The organism is Chroococcidiopsis sp. CCALA 051 (genome assembly GCF_003015105.1).
In the GTDB taxonomy this organism is placed as follows: Bacteria; Cyanobacteriota; Cyanobacteriia; order Cyanobacteriales; family Chroococcidiopsidaceae; genus Chroococcidiopsis; species Chroococcidiopsis thermalis.
On record NZ_PYCI01000043.1, the window covers coordinates 1 to 26571 of the forward strand.

At 43.1% G+C, this 26571-nt stretch carries 20 protein-coding genes; 3 read left to right on the forward strand and 17 right to left on the reverse strand.

Annotated elements, in window-relative coordinates; genetic code table 11:
• The 4 genes from C7Y66_RS12680 to pruA form a co-directional block, all read right to left on the reverse strand.
• The coding region (locus C7Y66_RS12680; protein WP_146149781.1) for a glycosyltransferase family 39 protein at nt 1-1712 on the reverse strand (1712 nt) is incomplete at its 3' end.
• 4 nt (nt 1713-1716) lie between these two features.
• Nucleotides 1717-2178, reverse strand: coding sequence for a GNAT family N-acetyltransferase (locus C7Y66_RS12685; RefSeq protein WP_106545849.1), 462 nt, complete (start codon nt 2176-2178; stop codon nt 1717-1719).
• 78 nt (nt 2179-2256) lie between these two features.
• On the reverse strand, nt 2257-2823 hold the full coding sequence (locus C7Y66_RS12690; RefSeq protein WP_106545850.1) for a Uma2 family endonuclease: 567 nt from the start codon (nt 2821-2823) through the stop codon (nt 2257-2259).
• Between the two features lie 182 nt (nt 2824-3005).
• A complete protein-coding gene (pruA, locus tag C7Y66_RS12695) occupies nt 3006-5984 on the reverse strand; it encodes an L-glutamate gamma-semialdehyde dehydrogenase (protein ID WP_106545851.1) in 2979 nt (992 codons plus the stop codon).
• Between the two features lie 376 nt (nt 5985-6360).
• Between pruA and C7Y66_RS12700 the strand changes: the two genes are divergently transcribed.
• The gene (locus C7Y66_RS12700) at nt 6361-7443 is read left to right on the forward strand and encodes a class I fructose-bisphosphate aldolase (protein WP_015157137.1); all 1083 of its coding nucleotides are present in this window, start codon (nt 6361-6363) and stop codon (nt 7441-7443) included.
• 50 nt (nt 7444-7493) lie between these two features.
• Here C7Y66_RS12700 and C7Y66_RS31055 read toward each other — a convergent pair whose 3' ends face one another.
• Nucleotides 7494-7640, reverse strand: a complete 147-nt coding sequence (locus C7Y66_RS31055; RefSeq protein WP_158265913.1) for a hypothetical protein — start codon at nt 7638-7640, stop codon at nt 7494-7496.
• Between the two features lie 536 nt (nt 7641-8176).
• On the opposite strand from C7Y66_RS31055, the gene C7Y66_RS12705 reads away from it, so the two are divergent.
• Nucleotides 8177-9337: a pyridoxal phosphate-dependent aminotransferase gene (locus C7Y66_RS12705; protein WP_106545852.1), complete on the forward strand. Its 1161-nt coding sequence runs from the start codon at nt 8177-8179 to the stop codon at nt 9335-9337.
• A gap of 488 nt (nt 9338-9825) precedes the next feature.
• On the opposite strand, the gene gatA is transcribed toward C7Y66_RS12705, so the two are convergent.
• The 3 genes from gatA to C7Y66_RS12725 form a co-directional block, all read right to left on the reverse strand.
• A complete protein-coding gene (gene gatA, locus C7Y66_RS12715) occupies nt 9826-11277 on the reverse strand; it encodes an Asp-tRNA(Asn)/Glu-tRNA(Gln) amidotransferase subunit GatA (protein ID WP_106168108.1) in 1452 nt (483 codons plus the stop codon).
• 94 nt (nt 11278-11371) lie between these two features.
• Nucleotides 11372-11809 carry a hypothetical protein gene (locus C7Y66_RS12720; RefSeq protein WP_106545854.1) on the reverse strand — a complete coding sequence of 146 codons (438 nt, stop codon included), beginning with the start codon at nt 11807-11809 and terminating at the stop codon, nt 11372-11374.
• Between the two features lie 93 nt (nt 11810-11902).
• Nucleotides 11903-12355 carry a hypothetical protein gene (locus C7Y66_RS12725; RefSeq protein WP_106168106.1) on the reverse strand — a complete coding sequence of 151 codons (453 nt, stop codon included), beginning with the start codon at nt 12353-12355 and terminating at the stop codon, nt 11903-11905.
• Between the two features lie 211 nt (nt 12356-12566).
• Here C7Y66_RS12725 and C7Y66_RS12730 point away from each other — a divergent pair, with 211 nt between their 5' ends.
• A complete protein-coding gene (locus tag C7Y66_RS12730) occupies nt 12567-13391 on the forward strand; it encodes an alpha/beta fold hydrolase (RefSeq protein ID WP_106545855.1) in 825 nt (274 codons plus the stop codon).
• Nucleotides 13392-13426: 35 nt separating this feature from the next.
• On the opposite strand, the gene C7Y66_RS12735 is transcribed toward C7Y66_RS12730, so the two are convergent.
• The 9 genes from C7Y66_RS12735 to C7Y66_RS12775 form a co-directional block, all read right to left on the reverse strand.
• Nucleotides 13427-14521, reverse strand: coding sequence for a glycosyltransferase family 1 protein (locus C7Y66_RS12735; RefSeq protein WP_106545856.1), 1095 nt, complete (start codon nt 14519-14521; stop codon nt 13427-13429).
• Between the two features lie 19 nt (nt 14522-14540).
• Nucleotides 14541-15557, reverse strand: a complete 1017-nt coding sequence (gene rfbB / locus C7Y66_RS12740) for a dTDP-glucose 4,6-dehydratase (protein WP_106545878.1) — start codon at nt 15555-15557, stop codon at nt 14541-14543.
• Nucleotides 15558-15748: 191 nt separating this feature from the next.
• Nucleotides 15749-16882, reverse strand: coding sequence for a glycosyltransferase family 1 protein (locus tag C7Y66_RS12745; protein WP_106545857.1), 1134 nt, complete (start codon nt 16880-16882; stop codon nt 15749-15751).
• Between the two features lie 98 nt (nt 16883-16980).
• A complete protein-coding gene (locus C7Y66_RS12750) occupies nt 16981-18228 on the reverse strand; it encodes a hypothetical protein (RefSeq protein WP_106545858.1) in 1248 nt (415 codons plus the stop codon).
• A 27-nt stretch (nt 18229-18255) separates the two neighbouring features.
• Complete coding sequence (locus C7Y66_RS12755; RefSeq protein WP_106545859.1) at nt 18256-20133, reverse strand: GtrA family protein; 1878 nt, start codon at nt 20131-20133, stop codon at nt 18256-18258.
• A 243-nt stretch (nt 20134-20376) separates the two neighbouring features.
• Nucleotides 20377-21411, reverse strand: a complete 1035-nt coding sequence (locus tag C7Y66_RS12760) for a methyltransferase domain-containing protein (RefSeq protein ID WP_146149782.1) — start codon at nt 21409-21411, stop codon at nt 20377-20379.
• Between the two features lie 131 nt (nt 21412-21542).
• A complete protein-coding gene (locus C7Y66_RS12765; RefSeq protein WP_106545861.1) occupies nt 21543-22700 on the reverse strand; it encodes a methyltransferase domain-containing protein in 1158 nt (385 codons plus the stop codon).
• Nucleotides 22657-25026, reverse strand: a complete 2370-nt coding sequence (locus tag C7Y66_RS12770; protein ID WP_106545862.1) for a glycosyltransferase — start codon at nt 25024-25026, stop codon at nt 22657-22659. Before C7Y66_RS12770 ends, C7Y66_RS12765 begins: the two co-directional genes overlap by 44 nt.
• Nucleotides 25023-26564 carry a bifunctional 2-polyprenyl-6-hydroxyphenol methylase/3-demethylubiquinol 3-O-methyltransferase UbiG gene (locus C7Y66_RS12775; RefSeq protein ID WP_106545863.1) on the reverse strand — a complete coding sequence of 514 codons (1542 nt, stop codon included), beginning with the start codon at nt 26562-26564 and terminating at the stop codon, nt 25023-25025. Before C7Y66_RS12775 ends, C7Y66_RS12770 begins: the two co-directional genes overlap by 4 nt.
• Between the last annotated feature and the right edge of the window lie 7 nt (nt 26565-26571).

Genomic DNA, 26571 nt, shown 5'->3' on the forward strand with positions numbered 1-26571 from the left:
CCCTTGTCCCCTTGTTCCCTCTTCCTCCGACTCCCGACTTCTACCTGCGGTACGCGGCGATGATACAGTTTCAAGCTGCTACTGTCGGGTAAAGCCCAAGTTTTTTGTAAATTGAAATCAGGGGACTGTTCCACGTACTGCACCATAGCACTTTGAGCATCTGGAACCGAACCTTGTTCGCCTGTTTTCGTGACAAACCAATCGAGCGATCGCCCGTCTTGGACAATTTGCTGTTGGCGCGTCCCTACTTGCCGTCCATAAACCTGAAAATTTCGTAATGCTCCAAAATAATTTAAGCTGTGTTGATTGACTTCTAACGTTGAAGGCAATACACCCAAATTGGATCTAATATTAGGCGCGGTTTGGACGATCTCTTCAATAACTTGAGCATGGGGATATTCTGAACCCATGTAAGCATAATGTGTGGCATTAGGACTGAGAATTGAAGCAACACGGCTACCTAATATTCCTCCTATAGGAAACAAATTTAACCCCGTGACTAACACTGCTAAACCCACCGTACTCCAGCGAACTTGCTGTCCCCAGCGCCCGCGCCAGCACGTCATCCCATAGGCAAGCAATAGCGCGACTCCAGGTAAATAAGGCACGACATAGCGGCTATCTTTATTAATGTTGAGCGAACAAAGCAGATAAGCTCCGATGAGGAAGATTGCAAGCCATATGAGGGAGTCGGGCTTCAGGTGAGGTTCTCTCCGCATCGGAGCCGCGTAGCCGGGAGTCGAATTCTTCTTTTGACTTTTGACTTTTAACTTTTGACTTTTATAAAGTAACAGTCCTACGATTGGTAAGAGCAACAGTACCCAAGAAATATGCTCGGGGAGTAGTTTCGAGTAGTAAGTCCAAGCATCAAGGGTATTGAGGGCTGGATCGCCTTCAGCTAGGGCAGAATCTATTGTTGCTCGTTTTCCCCCAGTTAGAATCAGCAACCAATTTGTCTGATACCACGGCATAAACACGATCGCCGATAGCAGTAGAGCGATCGCAAATTGGCAGATCCGCCCAATATGAGGTTTGCGAATCGTTTCAACCCCAGTCCAGACGATCGGCACGAACAGAAAAAACAACGCTGTCTGCTTGACTAACAATGCTAAACCTAGAGAAATGCCAAATGCGATCGCCCAAAACCAACTTGAAATTCGGAATTCGGAATTCGGAATTCGGAATTTGTTTTGACTTTTGACTTTTGAATTTTGACTCTTCCACACTGTCAGACACCAAAAACACAGTGTCACGACAGCCGTAAGGGGATAATCGAGTAAAAAGTCTAGGCGTAACTTATATAATCCTGGGATGAGTTGACATATGCCAGCTGCCCATAATCCGACTTCGGCGCTAAATAGTTGTATCCCTAGTCCGTAGACGGAAACAAGCAGGATGGCACTGAAAAATGAATTTACCAACGTAGCGCGATCGCCGCCAGTGCCAAAAATCAGTTGGGTAATAGCCGCAGCAATCTGCGTTAAGGGAGGGACTTTTGTGGAAAGCTGCCAAAAGTCAGTCCACCAATCGCTACTGAACCACTGAGGCTGTTGTAGTGCTTGCCAGTAATTCAACGAACTCGTAAGATATTCCGCCCGATCCCAATCTGGAACAGAACGATCGCAAGCAAACCAGATGCGATCGATCGCTACTCCCGCTAACCATATCAGCAGGAGAATGAGTAAATGGTGCTGTTTGAATTTAGCTAACACGAAATCAATAGGTTGAGCCTAATTTCTTCCTCATTTTGACATGGGGAATGCCAGCTTCTTCAAATACTGCTCCTTCTGGCTCAAAACCTAATTTTTGATGCAATCCCTGGATGTATTCTTGGGAGTGGATGACGACTTCTTGCATCTTTTTTTGGGCTGCCAGCTCGATCGCTTTTTCCATGATTAATTTACCAATGCCTTTCCCTCTAACAATTGGCAAGACCGCTAGCCTCTCAATTTTTGCCGTGCGATCGTCTAAATACCTAATTCTAGCAGTGCCGATTGGTTGGTCATTGATGTATGCAACGATCTGATCTGAGGTTTCATCTTTGCCATCAAAATCTAATTCTGGCTCTATTCTCTGTTCTAATTGAAAAACTGCCGCTCTCACCGATCGCATGGCTGAAAAATCTTCGGGTAATTCAGCAACTTTAATTGTTAAATTAATATCAAAATTCCTTGACATCTACTCAAGATAATTTCATTTACTACAGATTATCTTCAATAACTTTGTGTCTTTGCGACTTTGCGCGATCGATTTATTTTAAGCAAATAACGATGCGATCGCACAGGTAAAACCAGGTAATAAAGGTGAATTTAACTCATCTCCACTCATCAAAGTGGCAACTAAATTTAAAACCGCTTGTTCGCGCCGATAAACTTCAACCTGTTGCTTGCGCCAATCTACAATCCAATACTCTCTGACTCCTCTGGCTGAATAAAGCTTAAGTTTCAATTCGCGATCGCGCTTCTCATTTTCACTACCAGAAGATAGCACTTCTACAACTAATTCCGGTGCAGCAGTTAAATGTCCAGCTTCATCCAATAAGACAGATAATCTGTCGTTGCTAGCCCAAACCACATCGGGAATCACAGCATCAGTATCGGAAAAAATTACTCCAGGGGCAGGTACAACTTCTCCCAATCCTGTATTTTGCGACCATAGACCCAATGCAATAATAATTCTGGCACAAGCTTTTTGATGTTTCCAATGTGGCGCTCTGGTCACAAATAACTCTCCATCGATAATTTCGTAGCGATTGCCGTTATCTGGAAACAACTCTAAATCGGCAGTTGTCCAAATGACTCTATCGGTTATGGGTAAATTCATGATGGCAAAATTGGAAATTACAATTTGGGACAGGGCGGGTTGATTGATATTGTTGAATGGAAACAGAAATTTTTGGTGAACTTACAATTTGGGACAGGGCGGGTTTAGCAATATTGTTGAATGGAAACAGAAATTTTTGGTGAACCCGCCCCTACGATTATTTGGACACATCCACAATCGATTTATTCTGCACCTTCGATGGGGGCAAAACCCTGACGCTGAACGTTTTCCGTAACTGTACGCGGCTCCAAAAATTGTAATAAATAATCGGGACCACCAGCTTTGGAACCAACTCCAGACATTTTAAAGCCGCCAAAGGGTTGTCTGGCAACGATCGCACCTGTAATCGTGCGGTTGATATACAAGTTACCAACTTCAAATTGTTCCTGTGCCATCTGGATATGAGATGGGGTACGAGAATACAGTCCCCCCGTTAAAGCGTAGTCAGTACCGTTAGCAACGGCGATCGCCTCTTCAAAGTTCTTCACCCGAATCACCGCTACCACGGGACCAAAAATCTCTTCTTGGGCGATCGTGGCGGTGGGAGGCACTTCGGTAAAAATCGTAGGATTGACAAAATAGCCGTTATCTGGAGCAGGAATTTCTAACGCGACTTTTGCTTCTTGTCGCCCTTGCTCGATATACTCGCGGATACGTGCTTGCGCGTTACCGTCAATCACGGGACCAACCTGAGTGCTGGGTAATTCCGTTGCACCGATGTTGAGCGATCGCGTCGCTTCTACTAAGCGGTGAATGAAAGTATCGTAGACTGAATCTAAAACAATGACTCTTGATGCAGCCGAACACTTTTGTCCGCTGTAACCGAAAGCCGATTGCACCACACCCACCACGGCTTGGTCTAGATCGGCACTTTCATCGACAATCATCCCATTCTTACCACCCATCTCGGCAATGACGCGCTTCAGATGCTTTTGTCCTGGTTGAACTTTTGCCGCTTCAGCATAAATCCGACAACCCACTTCGCGGGAACCTGTAAATGCGATCAGATGGGTATCGGGATGGTTGACTAGGTGCGCCCCAACTTTAGAACCTTTGCCAGGGACAAATTGATAGACACCTTTGGGAAATCCGGCTTCAACCAAAATTTCCGTTAATTTTGCCGCAATGACTGAAGATGTTTCCGCAGGCTTGAGGAGAGTACAGTTTCCTGCTACCAAGGCGGCTACAGTCATACCAGTGGCGATCGCTAAAGGAAAATTCCAGGGAGAAATCACCACCGCAATTCCCCTCGGTTGGTAAAGGTAACGGTTTGTTTCTCCTGCTACGTCGTAGTTGTAACCTGCATCCAATCTTTCCATTTCCGCCGCATAATAACGACAAAAATCGATCGCCTCCGATACTTCTGCATCGGCTTCTTTGACGGGTTTACCAACTTCTAGCACGATCCAAGCCGATAGTTCGGCGCGGCGTTGTTCCATCAAATCGCCAGCTTTACGCAAAATACTTGCCCGTTGTTTGGCTGGGGTATTTTTCCACCCAGGAAACGCCGCCTTCGCCGCTTGCATTGCCTGTTCTGCTTGTTCGACGCTGAGGAGTCCAACTTTTCCCACCACCTCGCTGAAATTTGACGGATTCACAGAATCAATAATTTCTTCTGTAGAAACGTACTCGCCATTTACTAGAGGCAAATAGGTTTTGCCAAATAACTGTCGCACTTGTTGAAAAGCCTGTTGTGACATCTCTCTCGCCTCGACTGCGGCGTAGTCTGTATCTGCTGCTGGATGAAATGGTTTTTGTAGAGACGTTACATGTAACGTCTCTACATTTTTAACCATCGGTGGCGCGATCAATTCCTCAATCGGACGTTCTTCCAAATTTTGACGTAGGAAGGAACTATTTGCGGTATTTTCCAACAAACGGCGAATCAAATAAGCCATTCCAGGTAAAAGTTCGCCGTAGGGACAGTACACCCTTACCCGATAACCGCGATCGCTCAACGCTTTTGCCAGTTTATCGCCCATGCCATACAGCACTTGCATTTCAAAGCGACGACGAGGAATGTTGAGAGTTTCAGCGATCGCGATCGCATGGGCTTGCGATCGCACGTTGTGGCTACCTATTGCCGAATAGACGTATTCGTGATTTTCTAACAACAACTGGGTAATTTTTTCAAAATTAAGATCTGTGGCTGCTTTGTCATTAAATACGGGTTGCTGCCAGTGCTTTTGTTCGGCTTTAATTGTTTCCTGATCCCAGTAAGCACCTTTAACCAGTCTTACGGTTAAGGGATAGCCTCGCTGTTTTACCCAAGCGATTAAATCTTGCGTATCTCGTTCGCTATCGCGCAAATATGCTTGAACTGTGACACCAACATCTGTACGACTGCGAAATTCTTCTTCTTGAAGGACTTGTTTTAAAATAGAAAAAATCAGGTCTTTATAAGCGTATTGTTCCATATCAAAATGGATCGATACGCCTAATTCTTGGGCTTTTCTTAATACAGTACGAATGCGATCGCTAACTCTTGCCGCACTACCTGCCGCATCCAACGGATCGAACTGAGAGTAAAACGCCGTCAGCTTTACCGACACTTGTACCTGTGATAAAGCTTCCCCATCAGCTTCATCAATCTGTGCGACTGGCTTCCAATTCTTGCTAGCTGCTGCCAGCTGTGCCATTAAATCTAAATAGCGTTCTAAATATGACTGCGCTTCCGCTTCGGTAATGACTGCTTCACCCAAAATATCGATGGTGAACGCCATTTTTTCCTTGCGCAGCCGTTCGATTGTCTTTAATGTCTGCTGGATATTTTCTCCAGCAATATATTTATGCGCTAATGTTTCTACAGCTGTAGATACAGTCGTCGCTGCTACCTGTCCCGGCATAGAATCTGGGTTAGCAAAATTGAGCATTCCTTTCAAGGCAGTCGGAAGTTCTACCGACTCATCGCCAAGGTATTCTTGTAAATGGCGGGCAATTTCTGGCTTACTCCGTAAAGCAGGTAAACAGTCAATAAAACGAAATAGCTGCACCCGCAACCCAGGATTACTCATTGCCCAGGCGAGTAACTTGTCATCCCAGCGCATTTGGTCGCGAATTGAGGCAAAAAACGAACGATTTTCTCGCGTCGCCGCTAGCAATTGTTTGGCGATTTCTTGCGTTTTTGGTTCGTAGGTGGTTGGTTGTGCTTGTAATACCACAGATGGCAGACTCCCTGTTTAAGGCATTGAGGCAATTCAATTTCGATCTACGTGCGATAACTTGAAGGCGATCGCTCCCCTATTGAAAGGTTTTCACTCCCTCTTAACTTGATTTGTAGCATAAATAACCGTTTGCAGTTGTGAGTCATTATGTTCGGTCTATTAACCAGACATTTATATTTGTAGCCCTTGATAAGTTACGTTTTAATAACTATATTTTGACAGCAAATAAATTTTGACTGTCTTAAGGGTTAGCAACTGAAAACTAGAAATAAAAAGTAAAAGCTAAGAAGATGGGAAACCGTCCAAATGGAACAGCGCAACAAATATTTATTCTTGTCAGAATGGGAGTTGAAACTCATTAAGGGAAAATGCTATGACTGCTACGCTGTCTGCACCCCAAGCGATTGAGTCTTGGTTGGGTCAAGAAGCAGAAGACCTCCTCACGTACAAAGCTAAGGTTCCCAAAGATTTGTTACATCTGCCAAGCCCAGACATGGTAGACCGAATTTTCAGCATTAGCGATCGCAATCCGCAAGTATTGCGCAGCCTTCAACAACTCTACTCACACGGGCGATTGGCAAATACGGGTTATCTTTCAATTTTGCCAGTAGACCAAGGAATCGAACACTCCGCAGGGGCTTCGTTTGCACCCAATCCGATGTATTTCGATCCAGAGAATATCGTTAAATTGGCAATGGCAGCCGAGTGTAACGCTGTTGCTACCACGTTGGGCGTTTTGGGTATAGTGTCTCGCAAGTACGCCCACAAAATCCCCTTCATTGTCAAAATCAATCACAACGAGTTACTCACTTTTCCCAATCAATTCGATCAAGTTTTGTTCGGTTCGGTCGAGCAAGCTTGGAATTTAGGAGCTGTAGCAGTTGGGGCTACAATATACTTCGGTTCGGAAAACTCCACGCGCCAAATTCAAGAAATTAGCCGTGCTTTTGCCCGCGCCCACGAATTAGGAATGGCAACTATTTTGTGGTGCTATTTGCGTAACAACGCCTTTAAACAAGACAAAGATTATCATCTAGCTGGCGACCTCACCGGACAGGCAAACCACCTGGGTGTCACGATTGAAGCCGATATTATCAAACAAAAACTGCCAGAACTCGATCGCGGTTACGAAGCTGTTGCTAAAGCTAGCGGCAAAAGCTACGGCAAAACCAACGAAAGAATCTACACCGATTTAACGAGCGATCATCCAATCGATCTCACCCGCTACCAAGTTCTCAATTGTTACAGCGGACGAGTGGGATTAATTAACTCTGGTGGTGCTTCTGGTAAAAATGATTTTGCTGAAGCTATTCGTACGGCTGTAATTAACAAACGGGCTGGCGGTTCTGGCTTAATCTCCGGTCGCAAAACCTTCCAACGCCCCTTTGAAGAGGGAGTCAAGTTATTCCACGCGATTCAAGATGTTTACCTCTCTCCAGAAGTAACTATTGCTTGATGCTGTAGAAGTAGGACTTTGGATAGTTTTATCCAAAGTCCCAATTTGTCTTAATTGCCTTGTTTTTGCGGGTCTTCTTCATCCATAACCTGAGCCAGCATCCAAGGAACTGGCAAAGTTTCCCAGCGCGATTGAGAACGCTTGGGTAAAGCTAGCTGGCGATCGCGATTTCGTTTGGTCAAACGAGGACTTTTCATACTCTCATCCTCCAATTTTACAAATCGTAAGATTTACTGAGTTTAAGGAGAAATTAAGTTGCTCCTACTGCCCAGCATGACAAACCTGCATGAAAATCATTTAAATTCTGCATGAGAATCTTCTCATTAAATCGGTGCAGCGTTATTTGTTGTACGGCAGTTTTGACTCGCTCGAAAGGTAGCTTGGTAGTTAGGCGAGATGCCGGAGATTGCAGAAGTTCAACCCTTCGAGTGAAGTGAGTAACTTTACTAGAGCCAGTGTATGAGGAAGCACTTCTATTTCATCATCCAACTACAGGCAGAAGTCGTTTAAGAAAGCAGCAGAAAGGAGTCGTAGGGGCGGGTTTTGTCCTCAGATTCCTTACCCAAGTGGGAAATCTTTAGCTAAACGCGCCCGTACACAAATTAGCCGTCGCAAATCTGACGCTAAACGCGCCCGTACACAAATCAAAATTCTTAGCAGTAAAAGACACAAATTCAGACGTTTACTTTAAGATATGCTTAACTGAATTGGAGTTTTGCAATCGGTAGTGACAATGAAACTGGCAGCACGAGTGGGTAAGGTAACGCCTTCTTTGACCTTGGCAATTTCCGCCAAAGCCAAAGCCATGAAAGCTGAAGGAATAGATGTTTGTAGCTTCAGCGCCGGAGAACCAGACTTTGATACTCCAGAACACATCAAAGCAGCCGCAAAAAAAGCCTTAGATGAAGGTAAGACGAGATATGGTGCGGCGGCTGGGGAACCCAAGTTAAGACAGGCGATCGCTCGCAAGCTGAAAACAGATAATGGTCTAGACTACCAAGCTGAAAATATCATCGTTACCAACGGTGGCAAACACGGTTTATACAATTTAATGATGGCGCTGATTGACGTGGGAGACGAGGTAATTATTCCCGCCCCCTACTGGCTGAGCTATCCTGAAATGGTCATTCTCGCTGGCGGAACACCCGTGATCGTCCAGACGGATGCTAGCTGTAAAATTACTCCAGACCAGTTGCGTGCTAGCATTACGCCTCAAACTAAGCTATTTGTTCTCAACTCTCCTTCTAACCCTACAGGTGTCGTCTATACGCCAGAAGAATTGCAGGCACTCGCGGAGGTTGTAGTTGAGAAGGATATTTTAGTTGTCTCGGATGAAATTTACGAGAAATTACTATATACAGATGTAAAACACGTCAGTATCGGTTCTCTAGGTAAAGAAATCTTTGACCGTACCATTATCAGTCATGGCTTTGCTAAAGCTTACTCAATGACGGGTTGGCGTGTCGGCTATTTAGCGGGTGCGGTAGAGTTAATTAAAGCTGCGAGTACGATTCAAGGTCATAGTACGTCTAACGTGTGTACCTTCGCTCAATTTGGCGCGATCGCGGCTTTAGAGAGTTCTCAAGAATGCGTCGAACAAATGCGTCAAGCTTTTGCTAAAAGGCGAGAAGTCATGATGCAAAGATTAGATGCAATTCCAGAAGTGACTTATGCCAAGCCCGATGGAGCATTTTACATTTTTGTCGATATCAGTAAAACTGAGAAGACATCAATGGATTTTTGTCAAGAACTTTTAGAGTCGTACCAAGTTGCGGCAATACCTGGAATTGCCTTTGGATCGGGCGATCGCATTCGTCTTTCTTATGCTACCGATATGACATCAATTGAAAAAGGCATGGATCGATTAGACAAATACATCCGCTCTTTGTTTTAGCCACTACTTTTAGGCACGTACCAAAATTTATCTTGGCACTAAATTAGATTGCCTTCAGCCCCCCTTTTTAAGGGGGGTTGGGGGGATCGAGATCTGAGACTTTCTCGTACATAACTCTTATCAAGTATTTCATCCTCATTACCCAACTGGAGCCGGTGAGGAATTTTTACTAACACCTGCCAACGGGGGTTATAGATACTAGGCAGACAACCACCTAATACTATCTCCCCTCTTCTTGCTGCCTCACTATCTTTTGGACTCGGCATTCCATAAATTATTGGCAAAACTTTGACTTTTATACCGCTGCTATTTTCAGGGTGAAAAGCTACTGAAGCGTGCGTAAAAAATAGCATAGTTCCAAATACTAGCAAACCCATATTAACTACTTTATTTCTCACTATCAAAATTTCTGAATAAGTATTATAAATAACAATTTGTAGTAGGGGGCGTTAGCTTTTGGCGTAACGCACCCTACCAATACTATAAAACTATAGACTTGGCTTGGATTTATGCCACTCTGTAGCTTGTTCGTAAGCGTGAGCCACTTGAAATAATTGGTCTTCCCGCAACACATTTCCAATCAATTGCATCCCAATCGGCATTCCTTTCTCGTCAAAACCGCAGGGAATACTCAATCCTGGCAAACCTGCCAAATTTACCGTAATTGTCATCAAATCGGTTAAATACATACTTAGCGGATCGTCAGTTTTTTCCCCTGCTTTAAATGCTGTCATGGGAACTGTGGGGGTAACTAACACATCCACTTGCCCAAAAGCAGTTTCAAAGTCTTGTTTAATTAAAGTACGAACTTTTTGCGCCTTTAAGTAATAAGCATCGTAGTATCCAGCAGATAAGGCATACGTTCCTACCATAATCCGACGCTTGACTTCCTTTCCAAAACCCATTGCCCTAGTCCGAGCGTACATATCAATTAGATTCTCAGCATCAGGAACGCGCAAACCATATTTTACGCCATCGTAACGTGCCAAATTAGCTGAAGCTTCGCTAGGGGCAATGATGTAATAAGTTGGCAAACCATAGCGGAAACGCGGACAGGAAACTTCTTTAATTTCCGCGCCGAGTTGCTTTAATTGCTCGATCGCTTTATTAACAGCTTGTTCTACAGCCGGATCTAAACCCTCAGCAAAAGTTTCTCTCACGATCCCAATTCGCATCGATTTGAGATCGGGTTTGAGAAATTGGGTGTAGTCAGGGATTTCGACCTTCAAACTCGTAGAATCTTTCGGATCGTAACCCGCGATCGCGCCTAATAAAATTGCCGCATCTTCTACCGTGCGCCCAAAAGGTCCAATTTGATCCAAAGAGGAAGCAAAAGCCACCAAACCATAACGCGACACTAATCCATAAGTTGGCTTCATGCCCACAACACCGCAAAAAGATGCAGGTTGGCGGATCGAACCACCTGTATCGGAACCCAGGGAAACGACGCACTCATGCGCCGCTACAGCCGCCGCCGAACCCCCAGAAGAACCGCCAGGAACCCGTTCCAAGTCCCAAGGATTAGCCGTGAGTTGAAATGCGGAGTTTTCGGTGGAACTCCCCATCGCAAACTCGTCTAAGTTGGTTTTTCCCACTGTCACCGCCCCAGCATCCGCTAATTTTTGCGTTACCGTTGATTCGTAGGGCGGGACGAAGTTTTCTAAAATCTTGGAGGCGCAAGTCGTGGGAATCCCCTTGGTACACATATTGTCCTTCACACCCACGGGAATCCCAGCCAATAACCCAATCTCTTCTCCAGCCGCAATTTTGGCATCCACGGCTTTCGCTTGTTCCAGTGCTTTATCCGCTGTCACGCACAAAAAGCTGTGGATCTTTGGTTCTAGTGCTTGAATCCGATCCAGCACCTCTTGCGTAATTTCCACCGCCGAGCGTTCTTTCTTCACTAGTTGTCCGTGCAACTCGCGGATGATGGATGCCATCTCTCGCTTCCTCTTTGCTTCACAGTCCAAACTATAAGTATAGAGCGTCTGAGCGGAAACTAGGGGCTAATTTTATAGAGACGCGATCGCGTCTCTATAACTCTTTCACCGAGTCCGAAATATGTCCTGGGAAGAAATCTATGCCGACTGCTGATTTCAATAAGTAAGCAAATAATAAAATTACGCCGCTAATGACTAAGTTAGCTCCCAAAAGGAGCATAACAACCGCAATCGCATTACCGATTCTGGCAAGTCTTTCAGGTATATATTGCCGATTGCGTTTTCGACGATCTTTACCAACAAATAGAACTAAATAAAATCGAGAAAATATCAGATCGATATTAAATCTAAAATCTACAATTTTGGGTGAGGGTTGAGGGATTGCTTGAGTTAAAACATTTATTATACCTTGGAGCTGCTCTGTATTAAAACTTGCCAAAATATTTGGTTCGATCTGCTGTAAATAGTATTCTGGAGTTCTAGTTCGATAATTAGGCAGATTAACTTGCTCTTTAATAGGTGAGTCTTTCACAAATACCTCTAAATATGGATTGAAATATATTCTTAAAATTGAGAAATCAAATAAAAATCCAGAGATTTATTGTTTCGATTAATTCTCATTCGCTTAATTTAGGAATAATCCTTCGGCTAATATTCTGCCTATGCCTAGACCTACCGAAGTAAAGATTGCCAAAAACCAAAAGGCGAAATGTTTATTTAACCCCGCAGATAGTAACGCATGTTTTACTTGAGCTAAGGTCAAAATTAATCCTAATGCCATAATCCAAGTCATAGCTAAACCAAATGCCCAAGGCGGAATTCCTGCCCAAGGAATGCTTTGAGGCCAAGTCATAGCAAAAGCTCCAACCCAAACCAGTAAAACAATCCAAGCTACAGCCAAAGCAACAGCATCAAAACCAACCCAAGCTAAATGCACGGTAATGACTTGCGTGCCTGTCCAAGTAAACCAGTTCGCATTACAATCGGATAATAGCCAACCAGTGCCTATGTATCCAAGCAATAATACTAGTAAATAGAGCCTTGAAATTCCATTTAACCGCGATACTTTTACGTTCATTTCAAATTAAATTCAAAGGTTTTGCGCGCTTACTTGTTCTGATAAATGAAAAATGACAAATGACAGCCATAACGGTAGATATAATGAACCATTTAGAATCTGCGATATTATAAGTATTCCTATAGTTGTAGCGATCGCAAATCAGAAAAATTACTGATAAATAGGCGATCGCAATAAAGAGACGATAAAGTAGTAAAACTAAAAAATATTGATGACAGCTTCTGTTGTGAATTTGCATGTTTACGTCCAAGGCAAAGGCTTACCGATCCTCTGCTTGCACGGTCATCCTGGTTCTGGTTTGAGTATGTCCGTGTTTACTCAACACCTATGCCAACGCTTTCAAACAATAGCCCCCGACTTGCGAGGATACGGCAATAGTCGCACGCAGACTGATTTTGCCATGACCGATCACCTGTGTGACTTGGAAGCACTCCTCGATCGCTATCAAATTAGTGAATGTTTAGTTTTAGGTTGGTCTTTGGGTGGAATTTTAGCGATGGAATTAGCTTTAAGGCTTCCAGAACGAGTTAAGGGACTCATTTTAATCGCTACAGCTGCTCGTCCTCGCGGCAGTCATCCAGCAATTAGCTGGCAAGATAATTTGTATACTGGCTTAGCGGCGATCGCAAATGCTTTACAACCTGGCGATCGGTGGCATATAGATACTTTTGGTAAGCGCTCGCTTTTTCGCTACCTGGTTCAACAGCACACTCCCGCTACTTACGAATACATTGCTAAATATGCTGTGTCAGCGTATTTGCAAACTTCTTCTCCTGCCCAACGCGCTCTCTTTACGGCGCTTAAATCTGGTTACAATCGCCTTCAGGATTTATCGCAGATTCAGTGTCCTAGTTTAATTATGGCGGGAGCAGCCGACCGTCATATTACTCCAGAATCGAGTCAAGAAACTGCACAACATTTACCCAATTCTGAATGGATTTGTTACCCGAATACCGCACATTTGTTTCCTTGGGAAATTCCCGATCGCGTTTTGAGCGATATTGATAAGTGGTTGGTATTACATTCATTGATTTAATTCATGTAGAGATACAAAAATCCCCATCTCTCGAACTATAAAAATCTTTTTAACACCTCAACTGTAGCTAGTCCTGTTTTTCCCCAACTAAATTGACTGGCTCTGGTTAAACTTGAATTAGACAGCCGCGATCGCAGTTGACGATCGGTAACTATACTTTCCATAGCAGCAGTAATCTCCTCAATGTTGTAGGGATTCACTAATAAAGCCGCATCGCCTGTTACTTCTGGTAAAGAGGAAAGATTGGACGTAATTACAGGAGTACCGCAAGCCATCGCTTCGAGTACGGGTAAGCCAAATCCTTCCCACAAACTGGGAAAAACTAATGCGATCGCCCGATTGAGTAAAATTGGTAGTTGTTCGTAGGGAATGTAATCTAGAAACTTGACGCGATCGGCAATTCCTAATTCTATACTTTGTGCTTCTAGCTTTGGAGTATAGCGGCGATCGCCCGTTCCAGCTAGTAGTAAATCGCAATTTTGGCAACTCGACATTTTTGCAAAAGCTGCAATTAATCGATGTAAGTTTTTGTGCGGATCGTGACGACCAATATAAATAAAGTAAGGACGAGTTTCATTCTGCTGAGCTAAGTTGAGCCAGCGGAAATGGTTTGCATCATATGCTAAGGGTATGGGAGTAATTTTAGCGGCTGGGATGTGGAAAAAGTCAATAATATCTGAGGCTGTCGCAGTGGAGTTACAAATAACGTGCTGTGCTTGGCTGAGAACTTGGGGGATGTAATAGCGGTGATAGGGAGTTAAGGGTGAAAGTCTGGGAAAGCGCAAGGGGATGAGATCGTGAACTGTGACGATGTAGTGACAGCGCGTGTAAAGGGGTGCTTCTGGAACGGGAGAGAATAATAATTGCGATCGCAATTGGCGATAAATTTGCGGTAGTTGCAATTGCGTCCAGAATAAACGCCGCAAATGTCCGACTGTCCCTTGTTCTGGGGTTAAGTTAGCAGGAATGGGATAATATGTGTCTTGAGTCTGCGGTGTGGGTAGAAGACGAGCAGCAACAGGCGAAATTAGGAAGGTAGGATCGAGCGATCGCAAGTACGGAATTAAATTCAGAGCGTAAGTTGTAATTCCTGTCGGTTTATTGATGAGAAAAGATAAGTTAATTAGCATTCGCTGACAATACACTTGCTCAGACTTGCTCTACCCAAATCGGATTGCTCAGATACCATTGAATTGTCTTTAACAACCCACTATCAAAGTTCTCTTTTGGTTGCCAGCCTAATTCTCTAGAGATTTTGCTGCAATCTATAGCATACCTTCTGTCGTGTCCGAGACGGTCTTTGACAAAGGTAATTAAAGAGGAGTGACGAAAATTAGGTTTGGGAGCCAAATCGTCAAGAATAGCGCAAATTTTCTCAACGACTGCGATGTTAGTTTGTTCGTTTTTCCCCCCAATATTATAAGTTTCTCCTACGCGACTATGTTGTAAAACTAGATAGAGAGCTTCGCAGTGATCTGTAACATACAACCAATCTCGAATATTTTGCCCATCTCCATATATTGGTAAAGGTTGACCGTGTAAAGCGTTGAGAATGATTAAGGGGATTAGTTTTTCGGGAAACTGACGTGGACCGTAGTTATTCGAGCAATTAGTAATTAGAGTGGGAAAACCATAGGTATGACAGTAAGCTCGGACGAGATGATCTGAGCTGGCTTTTGACGCAGCGTAGGGACTATTTGGCGCGTAAGGGGTATCTTCTCGAAATGGCGGAGCTTTTGGTTCTAAAGAGCCGTAGACTTCATCTGTAGAGACGTGTAAGAAACGGAATTGCTCTTGTTTGTATGCAGATAGTTTGTCCCAATAGGCTTTGCTAGCTTCTAACAGTTGGAATGTTCCTACTATATTAGTTTGAATAAAATTTAAAGGAGTTTGAATCGAGCGATCGACATGGGTTTCAGCCGCAAAGTTAATAATTGCATCTGGCTGGTATTGGTCTAATAAATGAGATAATAGCTCGCGATCGCCGATATCTCCACGGATAAAATGATAATCGCGATCGTCCTGCAATTCGGCTAAATTTTGAGGATTGCTAGCATAAGTTAACTTATCTAAATTGACGATCCTTGCCCATTGCTTTTCTCTCGCTTCTAAAATGAAGTTAGAACCAATAAAACCCAAGCCACCAGTTACTAACAATGTTTGCATCTTCTTATAGGAGAGGTTAGCATCCATCATCGTGATGCGATCGCCAAGCCAACAATGATGCAGTTTAAACCAAATTCAATCGATACAGCCATTCTCAATTGGATAAGGTACATAGATCTGTAGGGGCGCACAGCTGTGCGCCCCTACGAATGCATTTAACCTACGTAGGAAACGCTATAACCAGAATATTTCTATACCAAGAGACTCCGGTAAGCCTTTAATGTTTCCCGTGCATTGTGCTGCCAAGAGTACTGTTTTGCTCTTGCTTTACCTTTCTGAATTAATTCATGTCGCAATTGAGAGTTATTAATAACTTCCCAAATTGCCTCGGCTAAGCTATTTGAATCGTTTGGGTCGATTAATATAGCTGCATCTCCCGCGATTTCTGGTAATGATGAAGTGTTAGAAGCGACTACCGGAGTGCCTAATGTCATAGCTTCTAGTACGGGTAAACCAAATCCCTCATAATAAGAAGGATAAACAAATACATCAGCTCTAGTATAAAATAGTGCCACTAATTCATCAGATAAATAGTCAAGATGGTAAATGTCTTGTTGATAAGGCGATGCCTCAATCGCCGCAAAAATGCTTTGATAATTCCATCCTTTGCGACCAATTAATACAAGATTGTGTTCGATCTTATATTTTTGTTTTAATTCATTAAATGCCACTATAATAGAAATGATATTTTTTCTAGGTTCTATGTTACTGACAAATAATAGATAAGGCTTGGAAAAATCGTAGTTAACTGACTGGCTGAGCTGTTCGAGATTTTGAGATGATAAGTAATTAGAACAGTAGCGACTTGCCAATGGTGTAACAAAAACTCGTTCGGCAGCAACATTGAGATATTGAATAATATCTTGCTTAGAACTTTCTGAGATGGTTAAAACTAAGTCCGTCCACCGCAGACATCGTTTGACTTTCTCTACATAACTTTTAGCGACTGCATTAACATATTGAGGATATTTAAGAAAAGCAACGTCATATATATTCATGACTTTGAAACTGCGATCGCAAGGATAAACCGAATAGTTAGTTCCGTGCAATATGTCTGGATTTCCCCAAGATTTTGCCAAGGATGACCAAATTGATTTGTAAGTAGGAAATAATAACAAATTAGAAACTCTAACTGGAATTGGTAGGAAATGAACTGAAGAATATTTCGTTAACACTTCAGGGACACTCCAATTACCGCGCAGCCAGTCTTTAATTCCAGGTTGATAGACAATACCTAACTCAAAATTTTCCTCTGCTTGCAGGGAGTAAAGCGATTGAATTAAGTTTGCTACCTGCAACCCGACTCCACTAGGTTGAGGAGTCATGGGAGTAGCATCAATGATGATTTTATGAACTGACACTGACAAAACGTAGATCGAAATAATTATTTCATTTTAGTCAGTTGTGCGGTCTATTGGTAAGCTTAGGCAACCCATTGCATATTCGTAAACATACCCACAAATTTCATTTGGAGTAACAATGAAGGAGTTGCCATCAACAATAGTAGGAAAACAATCCATTTTTGATTGAACAACCTGTAAAATTGCGTCCTAGATATAAGGTGAATCGTAGCTAGTACAAGCACTACATGTACGCAGAAAGTGTAGCGAACCATGCTCGTCATGGATAAGCTACTCATACCGCAAGCAGATAGATAAAACATGAGCCAGCCAGCTACATAAAATTCAGCTCTTTGTTTCCAACTCCCCTCTATCAAAAAAGGTGCTGCCTTCCGTTCGAGTAGAAAAACAATGAAAAAACTAATCAAAGCGAACGGTACTGAAATAGCATTAATTACACCAGGTAAATTCAAAATTTTAGGGTCAAGGAAAGCAAAATAACTTTCTGGCTTGAAAATGGCTAAATAGTTAGGTTTGACTCCCCATCCTATCGCTTGCGTTTGCATGTAGAAATTCCAAGCGCCAAACTTGAAATAGCAAAAGGCAAAGAATAAGAGAGAACCCAGAATAGAAACGGTGCTGACTAACAAATATTTGCTACTCTTTTGCCAAAACCGAAATGGTTTTGCTTGTCGATCTTTAGCGCTCAATAGCCAAAAATGAAATAGGGGATAGATGGCTATTGGTAGACCAACAACCCGTGTTGCAGTCATAACAAAGCCGTGTGTAGCAGCAAGAATCCAGGCAACGCGCTTTTTTGATGCAGTCCAGTAGAGAAAACCAAGCAACATCATTAAAAACAGCGATTCTGAGTAACCAGCGACTAAATAAAAAGCGGCTGGATGTACTAAAATTGCGATCGCACCGCAAAGGGATAGTCGATCGGAAATCCGCCAGCGTTGAAACAACAAAAATACATATGTCCAAAACCCCCAACAGGCTATCTGTGCGGCTAGTAGCAAAGCAGTTTGTGTGGGTAGATTGAAAATGTTCTTAATCGCCCCAGCAATGACAGGATAGCCAGGAAAAAATGCCACATTTGATAAATCTGGATTTTGCGGCGTGGGCGGAATTGTACTTCGATAGCCATGTTCGATGATATGCGTATACCAGTCACAATCCCATCGGCAAAGCTTAGAATAGCCCTCTACTAAATTTTGAGAATTTGAAAACAAACACCCGAAGAGAACTTGGATTAACGTAAATCCTAATCCTAAGCAGATAGCTTGGTAGATTTGCGGGTAACGTTTGAACCCAATGATATTTAGCACTGGCAATATCTTTTGATGTACGACAATTTATTCAGGCTTGCGAACAAACTCCTGTTGATTTGACGCAAAAGAATACATCTTGTGTCCCGTAAAGCTAAGTAGAGCTACGCAAGCAGCACTGACCAAACGGGCAGCAGTAGCATTCCAACCAGCATCGTCCATTAAAAGTTGTAACAATCCTAAATTTGCCAGCAAGCTGTTGAGGGCAACTGTGGCAAACACGGCATACTGAATTAGCCAGTTCTTCCAATAGATCCCGAAAACAAAGCGACGACTCAGCCAAAAATTAGTCGTCAATCCCATAAAATAGCTGACACACAAGGCTGAGACAGACCAAACGCCAGACTGAACGAGCAATGAAAAGATCGCGACATCAACGACTGTTGCGGCTCCACCTGTAAAGACATAGCCACCAAATTCTTTCAAGACTTTGAGTGTCTTTTGTTGGCGAGGTTTTTTCACCGTCTTATGTGTGGTGGTCTTAGCGGTGGCACTAGCTTCTTCTTGGTATTCGCTATCTGAATTAACCGACCAAAGATTGTGCTTGCCGGGACTCAAAACATTTTCTGCTGCTAGAATCCCCATCAATAAGCTATGGTCTTGATTGTTGTATTTAAATGCACCGTATCTTCCGACTAATTGAAGATTAGAAAATGGCTGCAAATACGACTGAATATCGCTTAGTGCTTGTTGATAGTTACCTGCATAAATGGGGTAAGTACGGGGTAAGCGAACGACAAATCCACCAGAAACTTTTTCGTGATGTAAAAGCCCAATTTTTCGCAGTTCTCGTTCTGCTCGCTCTAGCAATTCTGCTTCTGGTTGCTGCCACATCGGTTCGTCGTAGTTGCACCAATACTCGCAGCACAATGGTGTTTGATGCTGGTTTGGCAACATCTCAGGCGACCAGTTAGCAAAATTGGTGACTCGTCCTAATTGCACGCTTGGCTCGTTAATGTAAAGCCAGTTATCTGGGAATAAGTTATTGCCTTCAACGATTAAATAGACCAAAATTGTATTGCGAAACTTGAGAGACTTAGCAGCTGCGATCGCCTCTGATGGAGCAGGCGGATTCATTTGCTGCACCAACAGACTAATGGGTACGGAAGAAATTACACCACCGCAGTTGACTGTTGACTCCTCTCCCGTCTGGCGATTTCTTAAGGTGATTTGGGTAACTTGAGAGTTATCGTGGTGAACCTGGACGACTTCTGTATTTAACAACACGCTTTGATTGTGCTGGTGCAGGTATTCACCGATCTTTTCATACAATTGTCCCGAACCTAACCGAGGAAATTCAAAGCGATCGATTAGTGTTTTGACTTTGCCATCGTTACCCAATAAAGCACTTCGAGCTGCTTTCAATAAGGATAAGCCTTTAATCCGTTGTGCAGCCCAATCTGCACTAATTTCCGTACAGGGTATGCCCCAAAGTTTTTCCGTGTAAGCCTGAAAAAATATTTCAAATAGCCGCCGACCAAATCTACTTGTCACCCATTGGGCAAAATTGCGGGGATGGCGATTGGGAAATAACTGCGATTGAGCATATGAAACGAGAATCTTGACGCTCTCAATCGGTCCCATCGTCAGTAGAGCTTCTTTCGCTTTAAGCGGATAGCTGAAATACTTTCCCCCATAGTAGATGCGTGTCAAGCGATTGACAGTGACTCGATCTTTTCCTAAGACTTCACTCCAAAGTTTGAGTACGGGAGCGAGTTTGGTGAAAAAGCGATGCGGACCAAAATCTAGAATAAAGCCTTGATATTCAATACTTTTTGCTAATCCGCCTACCCTCGTATCTCTTTCTACTACTACGACTGGCTGACCTTTTTGAGTTAAGGTGTAAGCCGCTGCTAGTCCTGCTGGACCTGCTCCGAGAATATAGATTGGATTAGCTTTACTCATGTCACTCCACACTACACTAGACTACATATTTAAACTTTTATAAAGTTTCAGACAATATACCGTCATCGCGATCGCCTTGACAACCGCTATTTATTGTCAATATCTACAAATATGTCGAGTAGCTGAGCGTCAGCGTTAGCAAATCCACCAACTCTCTCTTACACCATTGTTTAGCATCAAGTATGCCTTTCCGTCTTTATAGATGGAACCCATAAAGCATCTCGCGATCGCATCTTTGGTTGTTTAAATATCGCAACTTCGCATACAGCACATATAAAAACAATATGACTTTTCTGGTCGATCGTTCAAAGCCTCACCACTAATAGCCTCCTCACAAAAATGTTTCATATCCAAGTTCTTATCAATAGTTTTAGACAGATCGATCAGACCTTTTGTTTCAACAATCTTAAAATTGTGCCTCTCTAAAATTTGGCACAAGTCACTGTAAAAGTATTCAATTTTATGTTCTGGATGAATATAACCTTTAGGACACTGTATTTGAGTTGCAGAACGATTGGGAGTATCCAGTGCCAGCTTGCCCCCTGGTTTCAACAACTTGTATGCTTGAGCAAACACTTTTTCAGCATCTTCTTGAGTTACGTGTTCGATCGATTGTCCCGACCAAATTAGATCGAAAGAACCTTCCTCAAATAAAGATAGGTCGCTCATGCTTGTATAGACATATTGAATCTCACAACTTTTGTATTTAATCTGTTGTGTCAACTCAGAAGCATTTAGCATCCTTTCATCGGGAGGTAAGTCGGCAATATATATTTTTTCTGGTAGATATGGATAACCAAAGCTTAACAAAGCACCACGAGCGTCACCCGTAGAAGCTCCTCCCAAGTCTAGAATAACTTTTGCTTCTGGAAGTACCGTTCTAATCAGTTTAAATCTAGCGTGATGAAGCTTGGCATTGAGTAGATGCCAATAGTCTTTACTACTCAATGGACGTAGTTGAAATTCAATAGAATCGACTAACATTCTCACTAAAGCAGTTCGACTCATACCCCTATCAAGCGCGTTCAACCAGTTTGCTAACCCCTCCGAGTCAATTTCGCGCTCAAAGATGATTTTATATGCCATTCTTAAATAGCTCTCATCAGAGAGCGTCTCCATTTCAGGCAAGCTTTCATGAGAGCAAGTTTGAGCGTTTAATTCGGGTTTAGCCAACTTTTTAACGATTGTTTTTACAGACTTGAGAGCTACTTTGGCAAAAATGTTTTTGGCATTCATCTTGCTAGCTTTTCGTTTTAAAATTTCAGATGATTCTTTCAAAGACCATCACCTTTTTTATCTACCTTAAGGCAGATATTATACTATTTTTTACTATGAAATGCTGACAATAAAAAACCCTAATTAGAGTAGCAATTACGCTACTCATATTCCGACCGAGCTTCTTATTGAACTCACAAAACTTTTGACGATCGCGAACTAATCCGCTCGGCGATCGCTACTGTTTTTTGTTGCTCTCCACGTTTAGAAAAAACAAAGTATGACTTTCTCGCAATCGATGTTTTTTCCATGTAAGCATCATACTTTTTATGTAAAACTTTTTCAACTTCTACTTCTCGGTGAAAACCATGCTGTTCAAATTGTTTTACCCACCAGTGCCAATCAGCCCAAATTAAATGTCCGTTAATCGGATAGCCGTCTTTATCGACGTGAAGCAGGTTAAAAGGCTTTTCTTCAGCAATATCTCGTTCCCACTCTTTAATATAAACAGGAAAAACTGTTCCAAAGATTGGATCTTCACCAAATGCCGGAATATTGCCAAATAAGTAACCGCCATCAACTAATATTCGATCTATGCGATCGAGATAGTCGTGTAGTTTGTTGGGGTTTAAGTGTTCAAATATATCCAAACCAAAAATGAGATCGTATTTTTCCGAAAGCTCTAGTTCTAACAAGTCTCCATGATGGATATTATTTTTGATGTCAGGAAAAGCTTTATCAATTGCCATCGAGCTAATTTCTATTCCTTCGCAATGGATGTTCATCTCATGCAAACATTGCAGAATAGTTCCATTAGCACAGCCTATTTCCAAAGCTCTTTTGGGTTGGAAGGCTGACATAATTTCAGCCATGACTTTCTTATCTTTATCAATTCTAAAACCCCATACACCCGGTTTTTCATAATAACCGTGTTTGAGAATCATGCTTTCTAGCCAATCAAAATCATTGAGGTTTTCTACAGAAAAGACCAAAGCATTATTAGGCTGTAAAAGATCTTCCACTGCGTAATAACGTTCTGGTCTGAGTTCCCGTAAATTTTGAATCCTAATATTATCTTTTAAAACTTTATTAATAAACTCATCCGACTGAACTAAGCTCATGAGTACGTCGGTTCTGCTGTAACCAGTTTGGAGAAGCTTAATGTAATGTTTTAACCCATCTTCATCAGCCTCTCGTCCTAAAAGTTTGCGATAAGCATCTACTAAAAATTCTCGGTCTGATAATGTTTCTGATTCTGAGGTGGAGCGTTTATTTGAAAGCGAATCAGAGATTTCCCCAATTTTTTTGCTAGCTTTGCTTGAGAGATTTAAGAGTTGACTCAGATAGCTCATGACTAAAATTTTCCTCCATCATTAGGACGATTTTATTTAACTTCTCAATAACTGCGGGAGGCGAAAACTTGTTTCGCTGTTGGCGCTGAGCAGTTATCACCTTTTCTCTTAACGGGTTATCTTTAACAAGAATCTTTGCCAGTGCTGCAATTTCAATCAAGTTTTCCTTATTGGTAAACATCAGCCCAGCTTTACCTAATGTCTCAGGAATAGCACTACTCTTATACGCCAGAATCGGCACGTCAAACCACATCGCCTCAACTAGAGGAACGCAAAATCCTTCATGTTCGCTCATCGACCAAAAGAGGTGAGCAGTACGATAAAAGGCTAAGAGTTGGGCATCGTTGACTTGCCCTGGAATCATCACGTAATTCGTGACGTGCAACCGATGCATCAAGCTCGTGACGTGGTGATAGTATGGATCGTTAATGTCACCGCCACCGATGAGAATCAATCTTGCCTCTCGATCCATTGTCAAGTAATGGGCAAAAGCTTCTAGAAGGTGGTCTTGGCGCTTGTGAGGCGAGACGCGCCCGACAAAGAGGAGATTAGTTTTCCCATCCTGTAACTGTTGCATTAACTGTGGATCTGCTGCCATATCCCATTTTTTTGGGTCTACGGGTATGGGCAGTACACCTGGTGCAGTAAATCCAGATTCCGCCAGTTCAGAGGCGTTATATGTGGAAACTCCAACTGAGAGGGGAAAATGTTGGGCAAGTTGGTTTAATTCAGCCCGACCTTGTTCTAACAGTTGGGCAACGTCGGGGCGATACGACCGGAAAAACTCAGCAGGCGTGATGTTGTGGTAAATCAGACACTTAGAACTAGGATGAGCGATCGCATATTCTGTGACTTCGCAGCCAATCGAGTGATGATAAATCAATCCAGCCTGTTGACCGATACTTTTAGCATGGGGTCTTTTGGCTTCATGGGTGGCGCGTGGGTCTAAATGTTCGGCAAAAATCTCCGACTTGTAACCAAGGGCTTGTAAATAGTTTCTAATCCACCTAGCATGGTTAGAAATGGCATCTCCGTAAGAAAAACCAGCCATCAGTTGATGAATTTCTTTTAGTTGTCTCTGTTGCGGTTGTGGGGAAGTGGCTGGAATAGCTGTCAGTCCTAAAATAGTTTCGTAGCGATCGATGACTCCATCCCAACTCGCATTTTTTCTAGCATAGTTTTGACCGTTTGCACCGTATTCTGCTAGCTGTTCCATTCCAGCGCGATCGATTTGGGCAAACATCTCTGCCCATTCAATTTCTGTTGCTGCTAGCCAACCTCCCCGCGCACTCTTGACAGCACTTGCAGTTGCCAAGCAATCTTGATGTACGACTACGGGTCGTCCGTAAAACCAAGCTTCCATCATGACGCGAGAGTAACTCTCATTCCGACTGGGTTGAAATAAAGCTAAGCAATTTGCCAGCAGTGCTTCTTTCTCGCTTTCTGACACCAAACCAAGATCGGTTAACTCTGGCGCAGCATCGTGAAATGATGTTTCTCCCGAACCAGCTAAAATTAATTGCAAACTAGAGTCTGGATACTTCTGCTTGAAAATAGCATAAGCTCTGACTAAGAAATCTGTATTTTTTGTTGCATCTCGGCGACCGAGATAGAGAATATAGCGATCTTTTTTGAGTGCTAAATTGCCAATATGACTTAGAGTTGGATCGTCATGCTGTCCGACTTCTATTCCCTCCCCAACGACATAACTTTTAGGAATAATCCCAGCACCGTATAGCTTTTTAGCAAGTTGCTCTTCACCTTCGCTATTAAATAATAACCCGCGTGCTAGGTGAAACATCTGCTCGACTTGCGGCAAATAAGCATATGCTTCGTCATGCAAACAGGGTTGTAAAAAAGCGCGATCGGCAACAAGTGACAGTCCATTTAAAATTGGACCGTATAGATAGGGTATGAATAAAAATGCTTGATATTGATGGTGATGAGTTTTGAGAAAGTGTAGTAGTTGAGGAGAACTGATACTCTCCGTGCAAAATATTGTGGCATCATCTAAGCTGACTGGACTGACTCCTGGCTTGAACTGCGCAGGCGGTACTCTCAGCATGAGATGATTGACTTGATTGAAAGCATCGTGGTCGGTGCGGACGACCTTGAACCGACGAATTGCAATCCCTTCCTCTTGACTCAATCCAGGCTTATGATGATTCTCTGCCCAGTTGCGATCGAAGGCTTGGCAGCAAGTCGTGATAATTTCAACTTTGTGTCCTCGTCGCACTAAACGAGAGGCGATCTGCCAAGCCTGTTGTTCTGCGCCGCCTTTTAAAGCTTTACCAAACCAAGGGATTACAATCGCCAGTGGCTTCATACTTTATATCCAATAAGGGCATAATCACGGGGACCAAAAAACCAGTTATGCAGGATTCGCATTTCTGGCTCTTCGCGATCGAAAGGACTAGATTCTACTGGGTTTAAGTGTAGGAGTTGGACGTTATGCAAGCCTTGATAGGTAAACAAGAATTGCATACTTTCTGGGTAAAGGGGTCTTTGGTGAGTCGGATCGGAATAAAAGTCACAAGCACCTACGAGTAAATTTTGCGGATTTGGCGTTTCAAAAATAGCGATTCCATTTGGTTGTAAAACTCGCAAGACTTCTGTAATTAAATTGAGCAACTGCGCAAAAGACAAGTGTTCGATAATATGAAAACCAGTCACGGCTCCCAAGCTATTTTCTGGTAGCGATCGCAGGTAAGTAATGACATCGGACTCGATCGCCTCCAGTCCCCTAGACTGACATTGTTCGATCGTGACTCGGTTAATATCGAGTCCTTTTGCCGTATATCCATTGTCGCGTAACAGTTCTAGCCATTCACCCCGTCCGCAGCCTACATCTAGAATTGGTGCGTCTGGCGTGCCTACGTTGGCTGCGGCAATCTTCGGCAAGTAAACTTTGAGTTTATTCGTAATGTCTTCCCGCGAGCCGCGAAATTGTTCTTCAAAAGCAGCATAAAAGGCATCTAACGAGTGCTGGTTTTCATCGAAAAAGCTGGTCAAATGCTCTTGACTAAAAGCTCCTGGTAGGCGTTGACGTGCTTCTTCGAGAAACAGAGTAATCAATCGCTTCTGCTGTGCTAAATCATTTTTGAGATAGCTATCGTTTCGGTTGTGACGGTCTTCGATCGCCAGCAAGTGAGCGTCCATGCTACTAATACGAATACCAATACCATTCAATCCTTCTTCAGTCAACTTGAGGCGATCGCTAAATTGCTCTAAGTTGAATTCGCTCGCATGGATGCGAGCGCTATTTTGACTGACCCGCTCCTCGCTGGCGTTTAAGCGTTCTCGGTTTTGCTTGACTTGCTCTTGAGTGGCATGAATCTGAGTTACTTGCTCTTGGGTGACGCTATTGAGCCGCTCTCTAATCCGAGCCAGCTGCGATTCACTCGAACCGAGGCGATCGCCTAATTGAGCTATCCGTGCTTCTGTAGAACTGAGGCGATCGCTCATACTACTCATTTGGATTTTCAACTCAGCTACTTGTTCGCTCAGCCGTTGCTCGATCGCCGCGACTTCTCTTAATCCTTGACTGAGAGAAAAATTAACGACTCGCTGCTCTTTCTGAATAAAGTTGTAAATTTTGAGGCTGTACTTTTTTAACCAACCTACATTAAAGGGAAAGCGATCGAACTTTTTGGGCCAATGAGTGCGGACTTGAGCTTTGAATTCCGCATTACTCGCTAATGCTTCTATGTGGCTGATATTGACCACTTCTTTAGCGATCGCCCCGTTGACATGGCGATCGTGCTGTAATACCGTCAGCAAATCTGGCTGTCGTCGAGAAACTTCCTCTGTAATTTTTTGTTTTAATTCCTCAATATTTATTTCTGGATTATTCGCTTCAATCATTGCGGAC